At 54.0% G+C, this 13,617-nt stretch carries 13 protein-coding genes and 1 tRNA gene; 5 read left to right on the top strand and 9 right to left on the bottom strand.

What is annotated here, in order from left to right; translation table 11 throughout:
• The first annotated feature begins 93 nt into the window (after window positions 1-93).
• Together amrS and EL361_RS09265 are read left to right on the top strand one after the other, a co-directional pair.
• Window positions 94-1,107, top strand: coding sequence for an AmmeMemoRadiSam system radical SAM enzyme (amrS, locus tag EL361_RS09260; RefSeq protein WP_126378790.1), 1,014 nt, complete (start codon window positions 94-96; stop codon window positions 1,105-1,107).
• Between the two features lie 143 nt (window positions 1,108-1,250).
• Window positions 1,251-1,327: transfer RNA gene (locus EL361_RS09265), tRNA-Pro, on the top strand.
• Between the two features lie 163 nt (window positions 1,328-1,490).
• Here the strand turns inward: EL361_RS09265 and EL361_RS09270 are convergent.
• From EL361_RS09270 to EL361_RS09310, 9 genes are all read right to left on the bottom strand, one after another.
• On the bottom strand, window positions 1,491-2,387 hold the full coding sequence (locus EL361_RS09270) for a YitT family protein (protein ID WP_126378792.1): 897 nt from the start codon (window positions 2,385-2,387) through the stop codon (window positions 1,491-1,493).
• A complete protein-coding gene (gene ablB / locus EL361_RS09275) occupies window positions 2,356-3,201 on the bottom strand; it encodes a putative beta-lysine N-acetyltransferase (RefSeq protein WP_232034749.1) in 846 nt (281 codons plus the stop codon). Before ablB ends, EL361_RS09270 begins: the two co-directional genes overlap by 32 nt.
• The gene (kamA, locus tag EL361_RS09280; RefSeq protein ID WP_126378794.1) at window positions 3,188-4,501 is read right to left on the bottom strand and encodes a lysine 2,3-aminomutase; all 1,314 of its coding nucleotides are present in this window, start codon (window positions 4,499-4,501) and stop codon (window positions 3,188-3,190) included. Before kamA ends, ablB begins: the two co-directional genes overlap by 14 nt.
• A gap of 13 nt (window positions 4,502-4,514) precedes the next feature.
• Entirely contained in the window at window positions 4,515-5,252 is a 738-nt protein-coding gene (locus EL361_RS09285) for an amino acid ABC transporter ATP-binding protein (protein ID WP_126378796.1), read from the bottom strand.
• Between the two features lie 8 nt (window positions 5,253-5,260).
• Complete coding sequence (locus EL361_RS09290; protein ID WP_126378798.1) at window positions 5,261-5,917, bottom strand: amino acid ABC transporter permease; 657 nt, start codon at window positions 5,915-5,917, stop codon at window positions 5,261-5,263.
• A gap of 75 nt (window positions 5,918-5,992) precedes the next feature.
• A complete protein-coding gene (locus tag EL361_RS09295; protein ID WP_172961694.1) occupies window positions 5,993-6,781 on the bottom strand; it encodes an ABC transporter substrate-binding protein in 789 nt (262 codons plus the stop codon).
• Between the two features lie 20 nt (window positions 6,782-6,801).
• Window positions 6,802-7,101, bottom strand: a complete 300-nt coding sequence (locus EL361_RS09300) for a hypothetical protein (protein ID WP_126378800.1) — start codon at window positions 7,099-7,101, stop codon at window positions 6,802-6,804.
• Window positions 7,102-7,736: 635 nt separating this feature from the next.
• Window positions 7,737-8,327, bottom strand: coding sequence for a superoxide dismutase (locus EL361_RS09305; RefSeq protein ID WP_126378802.1), 591 nt, complete (start codon window positions 8,325-8,327; stop codon window positions 7,737-7,739).
• Window positions 8,328-8,462: 135 nt separating this feature from the next.
• Complete coding sequence (locus tag EL361_RS09310; RefSeq protein ID WP_172961695.1) at window positions 8,463-9,377, bottom strand: diguanylate cyclase domain-containing protein; 915 nt, start codon at window positions 9,375-9,377, stop codon at window positions 8,463-8,465.
• A 446-nt stretch (window positions 9,378-9,823) separates the two neighbouring features.
• On the opposite strand from EL361_RS09310, the gene EL361_RS09315 reads away from it, so the two are divergent.
• From EL361_RS09315 to EL361_RS09325, 3 genes are all read left to right on the top strand, one after another.
• Window positions 9,824-10,066, top strand: coding sequence for a FeoA family protein (locus tag EL361_RS09315; protein ID WP_126378807.1), 243 nt, complete (start codon window positions 9,824-9,826; stop codon window positions 10,064-10,066).
• A 3-nt stretch (window positions 10,067-10,069) separates the two neighbouring features.
• Complete coding sequence (gene feoB / locus EL361_RS09320) at window positions 10,070-12,256, top strand: ferrous iron transport protein B (RefSeq protein WP_126378808.1); 2,187 nt, start codon at window positions 10,070-10,072, stop codon at window positions 12,254-12,256.
• A gap of 316 nt (window positions 12,257-12,572) precedes the next feature.
• Window positions 12,573-13,571: a BMP family protein gene (locus tag EL361_RS09325; RefSeq protein WP_126378810.1), complete on the top strand. Its 999-nt coding sequence runs from the start codon at window positions 12,573-12,575 to the stop codon at window positions 13,569-13,571.
• Window positions 13,572-13,617: the final 46 nt, after the last annotated feature.

The following is a 13,617-nucleotide window of genomic DNA, read 5'->3' on the forward strand; positions in this document are numbered from 1 at the left end:
GACGGCAACATTTCCCGGAGACAGGTGCCGTGGGATTGATGCCTCTGGTATAGACAATTTCACCAACCATCTCATTCTTTCGGAGCTATCTCCATGCGCGAAGCCGAGCTGTACAAGACTTTGACGGACCAGCGGGTCCAGTGCCGCTTGTGCAACCACTTCTGCATCGTGGCCAAGGGCGAAGCCGGGACCTGTGGGGTCCGCACCAATCGCGACGGCAAATTGTTCACCCTCGTGGATGACAAGGTAGCCGCTCTTGGCGTGGATCCAGTGGAAAAGAAACCGCTCTTTCATTTCATGCCCGGTACGCGCACCCTGTCCTTCGCCACCATGGGCTGCAACCTGTCGTGCTCCTTTTGCCAGAATTTCTCGCTCTCCCAGCCACCACGAAACGGTCAGATGCCCATGGGGCAGGCTGCCTCACCCGCCCAACTGGTCGCCAGCGCCCTGGAGCACGATTGCGGCTCCATCTCCTACACCTATTCCGAGCCCACGGTCTTCTTCGAACTGATCGAACCCACCGCCACCCTGGCTGTGGATAAGGGCCTGAAGAATATCATGGTCTCCAACGGTTTCATGAGCCCGGAATGCCTGGACCGGCTGGGGCCGATCATCCACGCAGCCAACATAGATCTGAAAAGTTTTTCCGAGGACTTCTACAAGGACCAGTGCGGGGCGCGCCTTGCGCCAGTGCTGGAGAACCTGAAACGCATCCGCGAGTTGGGCTGGTGGCTGGAGGTGACGACCCTGGTCATCCCGGGCCTGAACGATTCCGATCAGGAACTGGCGGACATCGCCGGATTCATCGCAGAGGAGTTGGGCATCGATGTACCGTGGCATGTCTCGCGCTTTCACCCGGACTTCGAGAAACAGGATGTCGGCCCCACCTCGGTGGCAACGCTGGAGCGGGCCTGGGCCATCGGCGAGGCCGCCGGGCTTCAGTATGTGTATACCGGCAACGTTCCAGGACATGATGCCGAATCCACGCGTTGCCCCGGCTGCGGGACTGTGGTCGTCAGCCGCCGAGGCTTCACCATCACAGGTAGCGATCTGAAAGATGGAGCCTGCGCCAAGTGTGGGCAGATTATCGCCGGGGTTGATCTATAAGAACATCTGCCTCCTCAGCAGAAGGCGACAGGTTCGTTTGCTCGCAGCAAGCCCGCTGATCTCCGACCCCGGCAATTCGAATCTATTGTAAGATGTTGATGGACAAGCCCATAGGGTTTGGCGTAAGTAACCATTCCTTCAATCGGGGCGTGGCGCAGTCTGGTAGCGCGCCTGCTTTGGGAGCAGGATGCCGGGAGTTCAAATCTCTCCGCCCCGACCATGAAAAATCAGCGGTTTCAGGTAATCACCTGAAACCGCTTTTTCATTTTGCGTTCTGCACACGCTTATCAAAAGGATTGTAGCACTTTCAAAATAGCAATACGGCTGGCATTGGCCTAGAGGAAAAACATTCTACCACATGAGCAAGTCTCTTCATACCACTGCTAATAGATCTTTCGTCTGGAGAAGCTTGCCCCCAATACCGAAAAGGTATTTTCCACGATGAACAAAGCCTTTTCGTCGTGCCCGAAGGTAATCTCCTCCAGCTTCTTCAGCTGCAGATTATTGACCACTGTCATCAGCACATTCTTTTCCTGACGCGAAAAGGCCCCAAATCCCTTGAGGAATGTCGCGCTCTGCTTCAGGGAATGCAAGACGTCATGACTTATTTCATCAGCGGCATTGGAAATGATGAACACAACCTTCCGTTGGTTGAACAGGGAAAGCGTATTTTCCATAACCACAGCTGTGATGAACACCATGATCAACGATGCAATGACCAGATCCAGCGAGAAATAGGCCAAACTCGCCGCATACAGCACCCCGTTGAAGACCAGATACACCTTGCCGATTCCAATGTTGTACCGCTGAAAAAGATAGACCCCGATCACATCAAGTCCGCCATTGGAGCCCAGTGATCGGAGCACGATGCCCGCACCAAAGCCAGCCAACGCTCCACCTGCCACGCTGGCATACAGCTGATTCTTCACGGGCATGGGGATCGTCAGAACCTCATAGAACACCGTGGTAGCGACCATGGCGAAGGCGCTGTAATAGAAAAAACGCCGACTGACCTTGACCCAGGCAAAGACAAACAAAGGGACATTCAGCAACAGGTACAGCCAACCGGGCGAGAATACATCCGTCACATAATATACAAGCGAGGCCAGCCCGAACAATCCCCCGGTGACCAGTTCATGAGGGACGGCGAGGCTCTTGAAGGCGATGGCCAGAAAAAGGGAACCCGTTGAAATGAGCAACAGGTTCCACCAGATGGAGAAGGTGAAATCCACCCTGAAACTCGGTCCCTTACCTAGAAATGATCTGCTTGTACCAGACATTCATGCTCTCCAGTTTGCCCCCGATTTGCGTATTGTTCTTCAAGGTGCCACCAAATTGATAACAGGCACTTGAAAACACGATATTCATCCCCGGGCTTTCGGCTCGGGCAATCGTGTATGCTGTGCGGATACCCCGCGCCCGAACCTGTCGCTCCATGTATGCCAGCAACTTTCCGGCCAGCCCCTGCCCCCGACACTCCCGAAGCGTGGCAAAATCAGTCATCTCGGCGCAGCGCCAATCGGTATCAATCTCTGCCGAGGCAGCTGCAATCAGCTTCCGGCCCAAACGAACACCATAGAACAAAACATTCGAGGCCATAATCTCACGCAGGTAGTCCGTCTGCATGATAGGAAACGGGTACGTCTCGAACACGTTCTTGTAAAGCGCGGCTAGCTCTTCCGTGTTGTCCGGCCCTAGCGATTCGAGCCCGCGGAGATCGCCAACCTCGAGAATCTTTTCAGGCGCTTTACTGTGAGCCAAATCCAGCACCCTGGAGACCAGCGGCGCGTTGCGCGAACGCTCCCGCCCAGCATCCAAATATCGGCTCATGAAATAGCCGGTCTCGCATCCTTTTCGCATTCCTGCCACTCGTGCCTCTGGCACAAAACCCCTGGCTTTGAACAACGAAGACTCTCGGGCTGAAACCCTGACAAACAGCTTGGAATAACCGCGAGACCGTCCAAGATTGATCAGATCATCCACGATGCCGGGCATATCGCCCTCATCCAGTTTCATCAGGTACACGCGATCACTAGCGGGACCATGCTGGATGGTTGAATTGCCAAGGCGTGTGACCTGATCAGGCTGCATCATCCCTCCGCCCCACCCGTTCGTTGCCTCTGGGTGTAAGGCTGGTGGTATCGTCCCAGTCCGAAAGCAGTTTCTCGATACCCACCGCATTCTCCTCGGCATCATCTTCCTTGAGTTGAAGATTACACTTGGAGCATTCGCGATCGCAGTATTTTGAGTCATAAGTTTTTGGCTCATTATAGGTGGTAATGACTCCCTCGAAATTGCGCAGCACGACTTTGTTGGGCCCCCATGAAACAATGTAGTTGGGCATTACGGGAATCTTGCCACCTCCCCCCGGAGCATCCACCACATAGGTGGGCACGGAAAAACCACTGGTATGTCCGCGCAGGCTCTCCAGTATCTCGATCCCCTTGCCGATGGGAGTTCGGAAATGAGAAAGCCCTTCGGACATATCGCACTGATACAGATAATAGGGCCTGACTCGATTCTTCACCAACTTCTGATTCAATGTCTTGATCAGTCGCTGGCAGTCATTGACTCCCGCCAGCAGTACGCTCTGATTGCCTAAAGGGATGCCTGCATCCGCAAGGCGCATGAGCGCCCTGCGAGAGGATGCCGTCAATTCCCGAGGGTGGTTGAAATGGGTATTGATCCACAAGGGGTGATGCTTCTTCAGCATTTCCACTAGATCTTCCGTGATGCGATAGGGCAACACGACCGGCGTCCTGGTGCCGATACGCACCACTTCGACATGATCAATCTTGCCGACCTCGGTCAGAATCCAATCCAACCGGTCATCAGACAGCAGGAACGGATCCCCCCCGGAAAGAAGCACGTCGCGAACTTGCGGGGTGTTGCGAATATACTCAATGCCCTGCTCAATAACCTCGCGCGTGGGAATGCAGTCATTGTCGCCAACCTTGCGCTTGCGCGTGCAGTGACGGCAGTACATGGCGCAAGTATTGCTCACATGAAAAAGGACACGGTCTGGATAGCGGTGGGTAACGCCCGGCACCGGACTATCCTTGTCTTCGTGCAGGGGGTCGGTCATGTCATAACGACCAATCTTCAACTCTTCGATACTGGGGAAGGACTGCATGAAGACCGGATCGTTCTCAAAGTCATCCACATCAATGAGTGACAGATAATATGGTGTCACGGACATGGGGAACTTCCTGAGTGTCCGCTCAAATATCTTTTTCTTCTTCTCCGGAAAATCGACCCCCAGAATCCTCTCGAAATCATCGACCGACTTGATGGAATTGCGCATATGCCACTTCCAATCTGTCCAGTCCGATCGGGAAGCCGAGGGACGTAGCGTTTCTGCCATCTCCTGCTGATGCTGCGTGAATATCTTCAAAAAAACTCCCTGGTTACAATATCTGGCCCAAAAACTCCTGCGTGCGGGCCTCCTGAGGAGCATCGAACAGCCTGGTGGGGCAGTCTTGCTCCAGAATTACTCCGTCATCCATGAAGGCGACAGAATCAGCCACTTCACGGGCAAACCCCATCTCATGGGTCACGACCATCATGGTCATGCCATCCTCGGCAAGCCGCTTCATCACGGCCAACACCTCACCAACCAATTCAGGATCCAAAGCCGAGGTGGGTTCATCGAACAACATGACCTCGGGCTCCATGGCCAAAGCACGTGCGATAGCGACCCGCTGCTTCTGTCCGCCCGACAAGGTTTCAGGATAGGCGTCTTCCTTGTCTCCCAAACCAACCTTATCCAAATAATATCGCCCGACCTCGCGAGCCTGTTTCTTCGGCATCTTCAGCACCTGAGTAGGGCCTTCAATCACGTTGCCCATAACCGTCATGTGGGGAAAGAGATTGAAATGCTGAAAGACCATCCCCACCCTCGCGCGCAAGGCATTGATGAAACGCTCACCTCCATGGACGAGCTTCCCGGAGACTTTGATCTGACCTTCATCGTAGGTTTCCAGATAGTTCACGCAGCGCAGCAAGGTACTCTTTCCAGAGCCACTGGCGCCGACAACAACCACCACGTCGGAGGGCATGACGCTCAAGTCGATCCCCTTGAGCACATGATTGTCACCAAACCACTTGTTCAATTCCGCTATTTCGATAACTGGCTGATCTTGCACATAATCTCCTAGGCGTTACTCACATCCAGGCGGGCTTCCAGGCGATGGAAGAACCAGCTGAAGATGGCGGTATAGAAAAGGTAAAAAAGCGCCGCGAGAGTCAGCATCTCCATCATCAGAAAGTTCGACGAGGCGAGTTGCTGCGACTTGAGCAGCAATTCATTGATAGTGATGGTGCTCGCCAACGAGGAATCCTTGAGCGCGATGATGAACTGGTTGCCCAAGGCAGGAATCGCCCGCTTGAAGGCTTGCGGCAGGATGATGCGAATCATGGCCCGTGAATAGGTCATGCCGAGGCTCCGGGCTGCCTCCATCTGACCGCCAGCGATGGAAACGATGGCCCCACGAAAGATCTCGGCGATGTAGGCCCCATTGTGAATACCCAAAGCAAGTACGGCTGAACTCAGCGCTTCCAGCCCCGCCAGACTTCGAAGGCCGAAATAGATAAACAGCAATTGCAGCAGCAACGGGGTGCCTCGAATAAAATAGATATAGGCGCGTGCAGGAAGATTGAACAAAGCCTTGTCCGAGATACGCATAAAAGCGGTCCCGAGTCCGAGCCCCAATCCCAAAAGGATTCCCAACGCTGAGACCTTGAGCGTCATCCAGGCCGCAGGAAGGAAATAAGGCAGGTACTTCGGAAGAACAGCAATATCGAAATACATTCATCGTCCGGTAGTTTTCAGAAAATTAACAGAGTGCGGCGCAAGGCCGCACTCCAAACTTTGTTCAGGCCAAGCCTATCTGGTGGTGATGTCCGCCTTGAGCCACTTCTGACTCAATTGCGCCAGGGTCCCGTCGGCATGCATCGCAACAAGCGCGGTATTGACCTCGTTCAACAGAGTGTCGTCCCCCTTCTTGAAGGCAACGGCAATATCCTCACTCCTGAGCGGAAAACCGAGCATCTCAATATCAAACTTCCCGGAATTCATTGCATTGACGCCCACAATGCGATCGGTAATGACCCCGTCCACAACTCCACTATTCAGCTCCATCAAGGTCTGAGTGTCGTCCTTGTAAAGCCTCACATCGCCGGCACCTAGCTTAGCGGCGTCGTCAGCGAACGTAGTGCCAGTGACCACGCCAAGAGTCTTGCCTGCCAACTCCTTGGGAGCAGCAAAAGAAGAACCTGTCTTCACCATGATTTGGGCGCCGGAATAATAATAGGGAGTAGAGAAATTAACGACCTTCAATCGATCCTCAGTCACGGCCATGCTCCCGAGAATGCCATCGTAGACCCCGGCTCGCAGCCCCTCGATGATGCCACTCCACTCGGTGGTCACGGGCTTCAGTTCCGCACCCAGACGCTTGGCCACTTCGCGGGCAACATCGACGTCAAACCCGACAAGTTCGTTTTTGTCGTTATAGAAATTAAACGGAGGATAGCCTCCGCTCATGGCAAAGCTGATTTCACCCGCTTCCTTCACGCGGGACAGGGAATCCTTCTTGGTTTCGTTACACCCGGCAACAAACATCGTCGAAAGGACGAGCACAACAAAGAACAACGGAATCTTCCGCCAACAACACATACATACTCCTGGGAAAATGATTAACGGAACTTCAGGACGATGGGCCGGTCCCCTGTATCAAAGGTCTTTCGGGCCCAAATCTTCAGGGCTCGCAGCGACTGTTCGTCACCGCAAGGCGCACAGCCGGTCAGGGAAGGGCAATCACGGATATCCAGACTGCCCTCCAGCTTATAGCTCGGGTGCGAAAAATGTCCGCTCCTGGTCACGGCAGCAATGCTCAAGACGTCAACCTGCCCCTCGCAATTCGAGGATTCGGCAACAGCCAGCACCCCGCCAGCCACGGCAACCAGCGCAAAAACGACTACAAGTATTTTAAACAATTGCCAGCCGCCTTTCATAACAAGCCCCCCACCACAAAACCGAATTCAAACTTGTACCTCAAGACATAAAGCTTCTATTATTCAAATATTAAAATGTCAAATAATCGAAAAAAATGAAAACAAAGATAAAATCTAAAATATACAACAAGCACTACAATCAATTTCATAGCAAACAACTACAACAAATTCATTATTAGAACACTAGAATACACAACAAATCATAACACCAATCATAAAACCACAGTCATGTAATAAATTGATTTTTGATTCAGATACAAATTCAATACATATTACCATCAATTTTACACAGACACAGACAGACTACCGGGATAACCCTTGCGAAGTCACAAAAAGCTTACATATTCTCGACTATCCTGAATCATCCTCGATATCCCTATGAAAAACACACATAAGATAGACACAAACCTACTGCATTGTTTCGCGATCAATAAAAATTCATCCACAAATCTTCGGGAGACCATTATCCGCCAAATCAAACACAACTGTCCTCATCGCCTAGACTCCAGTCCTTTGGAACAGAATGCCGAGATTCGACTCTCTGCGCCCCAACAAACAAGGGGCTTGTGGTGATTCACCACAAGCCCCTTGTTTCATTGTTGATCGAAATCAAATTTTTACAGATTCGCGTTGGCAAAATCCCAGTTCACAAGGTGCGCCAGGAAGGCTGCCAAAAAGTCCGCACGGCGGTTCTGGTAATCCAGGTAGTAGGCGTGTTCCCAGACGTCGCAGGTTAACAGCGGCTTGATGCCTAGCGCCAGGGGGAGTTCCGCATTGGGAGTTTTCATGATTTCCAGCTTCCCACCCTTCTCCACCAACCAGGCCCAGCCACTGCCGAACTGGGTCATTCCAGCGGTCTTGAAGGCTTCGGCAAACTTGTCGTAGCCACCGAAATCGGTCTCGATACGCGAAGCGATGGCCCCGGTGGGAGCGCCGCCCCCCCCTGGTTTCATGGAGTTCCAGAAAAAGGTGTGGTTCCAGACCTGAGCTGCATTGTTGAACAGCCCAGCCTTGGAGGCATCGCCAGCTGTTTTCTTAACGATGTCCTCAAGGGACGCTCCCGCCAGATCGGTGCCTTCAATCATGTTGTTGACGTTGGTGACATAAAGATTGTGATGTTTTCCATGATGAAAATCCAACGTGTTTGCACTGATGTGTGGCGCCAAGGCATCCTTAGCAAAAGGCAATTGGGGCAGAGTTATACTCATAATGGTGTCCTCCTGCCAATCACATACCCGATTTATCGATTCATTCATAGTTCTTGATCACATTACCAAGGCATTCCGCCTACTCCCCCCCCTTGTGACGGAAGAAGGATAACAGTAGGCAACCGGGGCTGCTCGCTATTGCGCTCTCATCTCTGGTGGTCTCTGCCCGGCCAGAATCACTCGATCCTTTCCGCCGTTCTTGGCGGCATACACAGCCAGATCCACGCGCTGCTTCAGCTCCTCAACTGCCGCCTCCGCATCTACGGCCCATTCAAATCGACCAACTCCAATGCTCAGCGAGCTGTCCCCTACGCGCACATCATGAAACCGCTCCCTAATCCGTTCGGAAATTCGCATGACCGCATCCTGCTCCACGCAGGTAAAGATCACTCCGAATTCATCCCCCCCGTACCGGAAAGGATAATCCACACCCTCGCGGGTAAAACGCTGCAGAATGCCAGCCAACCGCACCAAAAGTGCATCCCCGGCCTGATGCCCAAACACATCGTTCACGGCTTTGAACCCGTCGCAATCGAGCATCATCAGATAAAAACTTTCGCCTTTGTTCATGGCCTGTTCTGCCAATTCCAACAGTCGCTCATCAAAAAAACGCCGGTTGTAGATACCGGTCAATCCATCCATGTATGACATGCGTTCAAACCGTTCCTTAGTCTCGGCGGTTTCGCTCAGACGACTTTGCAACCAATCCTCACGGCTCGAGATAGCATGCACCATCCAAAACAGGTTGCGCTTAAGCTGCAACAATTCATGCTCATCTTCCTGTTCGTCAGGCAGAGGCCAGGCGGCGTTGTACTTCCCCTGTTTCACCTGCAGACAAAACCGGTTCATGGCTTTGATGTCACGCATGAAAATCACATTGGCCAGCAGGCTTGCCAAAGGCTTGAGCATCAAGAACGACGCAATAGCGCTCACAGACAAAAACAATTCGCCAAGCTCACCATATCCCTCATGAATCAACACAAGGGCCGTAGCCAATGGTGCCGTTACCAGCGAAAACAAAATCAAAAACAACTTGGTATCAACCTTCACTCTTTCCCCCGAAACACGCATTCACGCTTTTTGAAATAGCACATATCAAAACAATCATTCTGGTTCATTCAGCTTCTGGCTTTGTCTGAGACGGGATATTGAAAATGACAATCATTGTCAAATAACTATTTTTTCGCTCCATGCCCATCCCCCCTCTCCGCGATCCAAACGCTTGGGCAAAATTCTTTTTCATTCACTTTTGAGTTGACATTGAAATCCATTCTCATTATCAGCGTGTTTCCGGCACGATGTTGAAAAACATTCACGCCCTATTCCGCCTGCACAATTGTAAGCAACTAGCGGTCCATTTCATCCGGCCCAGCAGAGGTGCCCCTGGAACAGGCCCGCTTTTTTAATACACATGCAATGATAATGAATTTCAACTTCATAAACTCACCCTTGTCCTGGGGGCAGGCTCCGCAGGGAAAGACACGAGGAGGACAGCAATGACCAACGAAATCGGACTTCGCCAACTGAAGGTGGACACAAGCGCCACCATCTCCAACATCACTGCCCAAGGCGAATTGGGCCGTCGAATCCGCGACATGGGGTTGGTCCCCGGTACGGAAATTCAGGTCATTGGCAAAGCGCCTCTGCGCGACCCTGTGGCCATTCGACTCAGGGACTTCACCCTTACCCTGCGCAGCAACGAAGCCGATCACATCACTGTCACCACCGCGGAGGCCTAACCCATGTCTGACAAACTCACCATCGCCCTTGCCGGCAACCCCAACTCCGGCAAAACAACCATGTTCAATGCCCTGACCGGCGCTCGCCAACACGTGGGCAACTACCCCGGCGTGACCGTCACCAAAAAGGAAGGCAGCCTCAAAGCCATGGACCGCGACCTGCGCATCGTTGACCTGCCCGGCACCTACTCGCTCACTCCCTATACCGAGGAAGAACTGGCGGCCCGCAATTTTCTGATCCATGAAAAGCCCCACGCAGTCATCGACATCCTGGACGCCAATACGCTGGAGCGCAGTCTGTATCTGGCTGTTCAGTTTCTGGAGCTCGGCGCGCCTCTTGTTCTGGCCCTGAATATGATGGACGAGGTCAAACGCCGTAAAATGAGTATCGACTCCAAGCTGCTCTCCAAACTGATGGGAGTGCCCGTAGTCGAAACCGTGGCCCGTTCCGGTGACGGCAAGGACGAGATGCTTAAGGCGGCGGTGGAATTCGCGGCCAACAACCGAGGCAAAGTAGAACCACTGGCCATTTCCTACGGGCAGGATATCGACGCGGCTCTGAATGAGATGGAACCTCTGATCACTGCCGACAGATTCATGACCGATCGCGTCCCCGCTCGTTGGGTGGCACTGAAATACCTGGAAGGCGACGAAGAAATTCTGGAACTTGGCCGCAAGACCGGAACCCTGGCAAGAAGCCTGGAGGACATCTCCGCACGAGTGGCCGACCACCTGCAAAAGACCTTGGGCACCAGCCCAGAATCGGTCATCGCAGACCAGCGCTACGGCTACATCGCCACCCTGATGCGCGAGGGCGTCATCGCCAAGGACGTCACTGCCGACCGTATCCGCACCTCGGACCGCGTCGACAAGGTGCTGACCAACGCCTTTCTCGGCCCCATCATCATGCTCACCGTGCTCTACGGCATGTTCCAGATGACCTTTGCCGTGGGTGAAATCCCCATGGGCTGGCTTGAGGTCTTCTTCGGCTGGCTGGGCGGTGTTGCCGAGGCAACCATTCCCGAAGGGCTGTTCCAGTCACTGGTGGTCTCGGGCATGATCGACGGCGTGGGCGGCGTACTGGGCTTTTTACCTCTCATTCTGGTCATGTTCTTCTGCCTCTCCTTTCTGGAGGACCTGGGCTACATGGCCCGTATGGCCTACATGCTGGACAAGGTCTTCAAGATCTTCGGGCTGCACGGCAGTTCGGTCATGCCGTTCATCATCTCTGGCGGTATTCCGGGTGGCTGCGCCGTGCCCGGTGTCATGGCCGCACGCACCCTGCGCAGCCCGCGCGAGAAGCTGGCGACCATCCTGACCGCTCCATTCATGGCCTGCGGTGCCAAGGTACCTGTCTTCATCCTGCTCATTGCCGCCTTCTTCCCCGAAAGCGGAGGGAACGCCCTGTTCATGATTACCCTCGGTGCCTGGGCCGTGGCCCTGCTCGTGGCCAAGGGCCTGCGCATGACTTGCATCAAGGGCGAGGCAACCCCCTTCCTGATGGAGCTGCCGCCGTACCGCATCCCCACCCTGCGTGGCGTGCTGATCCACACCTGGGAACGCGGCTGGCAGTATGTAAAAAAGGCCGGTACCGTGATTCTGGCCATCTCCATTCTGCTCTGGGCTGCCATGACCTTCCCGGGACTTCCCGATCAGCAGGCCGAGCAGTTCGAAACGCAACGTCAGGCCGTTCACACGGAAATGAACCTGGCTCAGCAAAACGGTGCCTCCGAGGGAGCACTGGCAACCTTTAATGACCACTTGTCCGACGTGGACAACGCCGAGGCCGAGGCAGCGCTCAAGAACTCGCTGGCAGGACGCCTGGGCACCACTCTGGAAGGCATTACCAAGTACGCAGGCTTTGACTGGCGCACCAACATTGCGCTGGTGGGTGGTTTCGCCGCCAAGGAAGTCATCGTCTCCACCTTGGGCACATCCTATTCTCTGGGCGAGGTTGATCCCGAGGAATCCGAAGGCCTGTCCTCAAGGCTGGCCGCCGATCCTGGGTTCTCATCCTGGAGCGCCATCGCGCTGATCATCTTCACCCTGCTCTATGCGCCCTGCTTTGTGGCCGTGGTCGCCATGGCCAAGGAAAGCTCCTGGAAATGGGCAGGCTTCTCCATGGTCTTCAACACAGTCCTGGCCTATGGGCTCTCCGTGGCGGTGTATCAGATCGGTTCGTCATTGTAACAATTCTCCCCTGCTTCCCATCACACTCCTGACCAAGAATCCCGTGCGATCTCCCGACGCACGGGATTCTCCCTTTTACAATATTGAAAATTCCAACCCGACCTGAGCAAGACAATTGACCTTTTTGTCAGCAAGACCAAAAAGTCCACACCGGCAACACCCCTAATATATTGATGATAAGCTGACACTTTCCCTGGCACGACAGTTGCTGTATTGATGCCTCAGTTTACATTGCATTGCTGTATATAATGGTGGTCAGTGGGGAGACCGAAAGGCCACCATCCCATCAATTTGTCAGCCCATGTGGAGGGGTGTGATGATCAAGTCCCGTCTGATCCGTTTCCTGTGTCTTGTTGCCGTAGCCACGGCGCTGCTTCTGCCCGGCACGGCCTTCGCCAAGAAGCTCAAAGTCGCTGGCATCTACACCCAGCCCATTCAGCAGAAATGGGATGCCTGCCTGCACAAGGCACTGGTCAAATACGCCGAGCAGGGCGCCATCGAGTACGTGTACTCCGAAAAAGTTTCCAATACCGATTACATCCGCGTGCTGCGCGAATACTCAGAAGCTGGCGTGAACCTGATCGTGGGCGAGGCCTTCGGCATCTCCCGTGATGTGCGCAAGGTTGCCGATGACTATCCCGAAGTGGCTTACCTGATGGGTGATTCCTTCGGCCCTCACGGCAAGAACATGTCCGTGTTCGACAACTACATCCACGAGCCCTGCTATCTGATGGGCATGATCGCGGGCAAGATGACCAAGTCCAACAAGATCGGCATGGTCGGCGGCTACCCCATCGGCGAAGTCAACCGTCTGTTCAATGCGTTCATGGCTGGAGCCAAGGCCACGAACCCGGCCGTACAATTCAAGGTTTCCTTCATCGGTTCCTGGTATGATCCGCCGAAGGCCAAGGAATTTGCCTACGCCCAGGTCGAGTCCGGTGTGGACGTGCTGTACGCCGAGCGTGCCGGTGTGGTCGATTCTGCCCGCGAAAAGGGCATCATCGCCTTCGGTAATGTCAACGACATGAACAAGGAAGAGAACGGCACCAACGTGGTCGTGACCTCCGCTCTGTGGAGCATGGATTCCGCCATCGGCCACGCCATCGAGCGTGTCGAAGCTGGCACCTTTGCTGCCGAGGACTACAAGGAGTGGACCATGATGGCCAAGGGTGGATCTTCCCTGTCCCCCTACTACGAGTTCGACGCCAAAATCCCCGCTGAAGTAAAGGCCGAAGTTGCCAAGACCGCTGCCGCCATCAAGGCCGGTTCCTTCACCGTCGAGATCAACGACAACGAACCCAAGTCCACCTTCTAGGCACTGAAATCCCAAGGGCCGCCTCTTTCCGGGGCGGCCCTTTTCA

The sequence above is a fragment of the Desulfovibrio ferrophilus genome (assembly GCF_003966735.1).
In the GTDB taxonomy this organism is placed as follows: domain Bacteria; phylum Desulfobacterota; class Desulfovibrionia; order Desulfovibrionales; family Desulfovibrionaceae; genus Desulfovibrio_Q; species Desulfovibrio_Q ferrophilus.

Bases quoted from the DNA above. Each gene is read 5' to 3' on its own strand.
- amrS (WP_126378790.1), top strand. From the start codon at position 94: ATGCGCGAAGCCGAGCTGTACAAGACTTTGACGGACCAGCGGGTCCAG.
- EL361_RS09270 (WP_126378792.1), bottom strand. From the start codon at position 2,387: ATGTCTGGTACAAGCAGATCATTTCTAGGTAAGGGACCGAGTTTCAGG.
- ablB (WP_232034749.1), bottom strand. From the start codon at position 3,201: ATGATGCAGCCTGATCAGGTCACACGCCTTGGCAATTCAACCATCCAG.
- EL361_RS09290 (WP_126378798.1), bottom strand. From the start codon at position 5,917: ATGTATTTCGATATTGCTGTTCTTCCGAAGTACCTGCCTTATTTCCTT.
- EL361_RS09295 (WP_172961694.1), bottom strand. From the start codon at position 6,781: ATGTGTTGTTGGCGGAAGATTCCGTTGTTCTTTGTTGTGCTCGTCCTT.
- EL361_RS09305 (WP_126378802.1), bottom strand. From the start codon at position 8,327: ATGAGTATAACTCTGCCCCAATTGCCTTTTGCTAAGGATGCCTTGGCG.
- EL361_RS09315 (WP_126378807.1), top strand. From the start codon at position 9,824: ATGACCAACGAAATCGGACTTCGCCAACTGAAGGTGGACACAAGCGCC.
- feoB (WP_126378808.1), top strand. From the start codon at position 10,070: ATGTCTGACAAACTCACCATCGCCCTTGCCGGCAACCCCAACTCCGGC.
- EL361_RS09325 (WP_126378810.1), top strand. From the start codon at position 12,573: ATGATCAAGTCCCGTCTGATCCGTTTCCTGTGTCTTGTTGCCGTAGCC.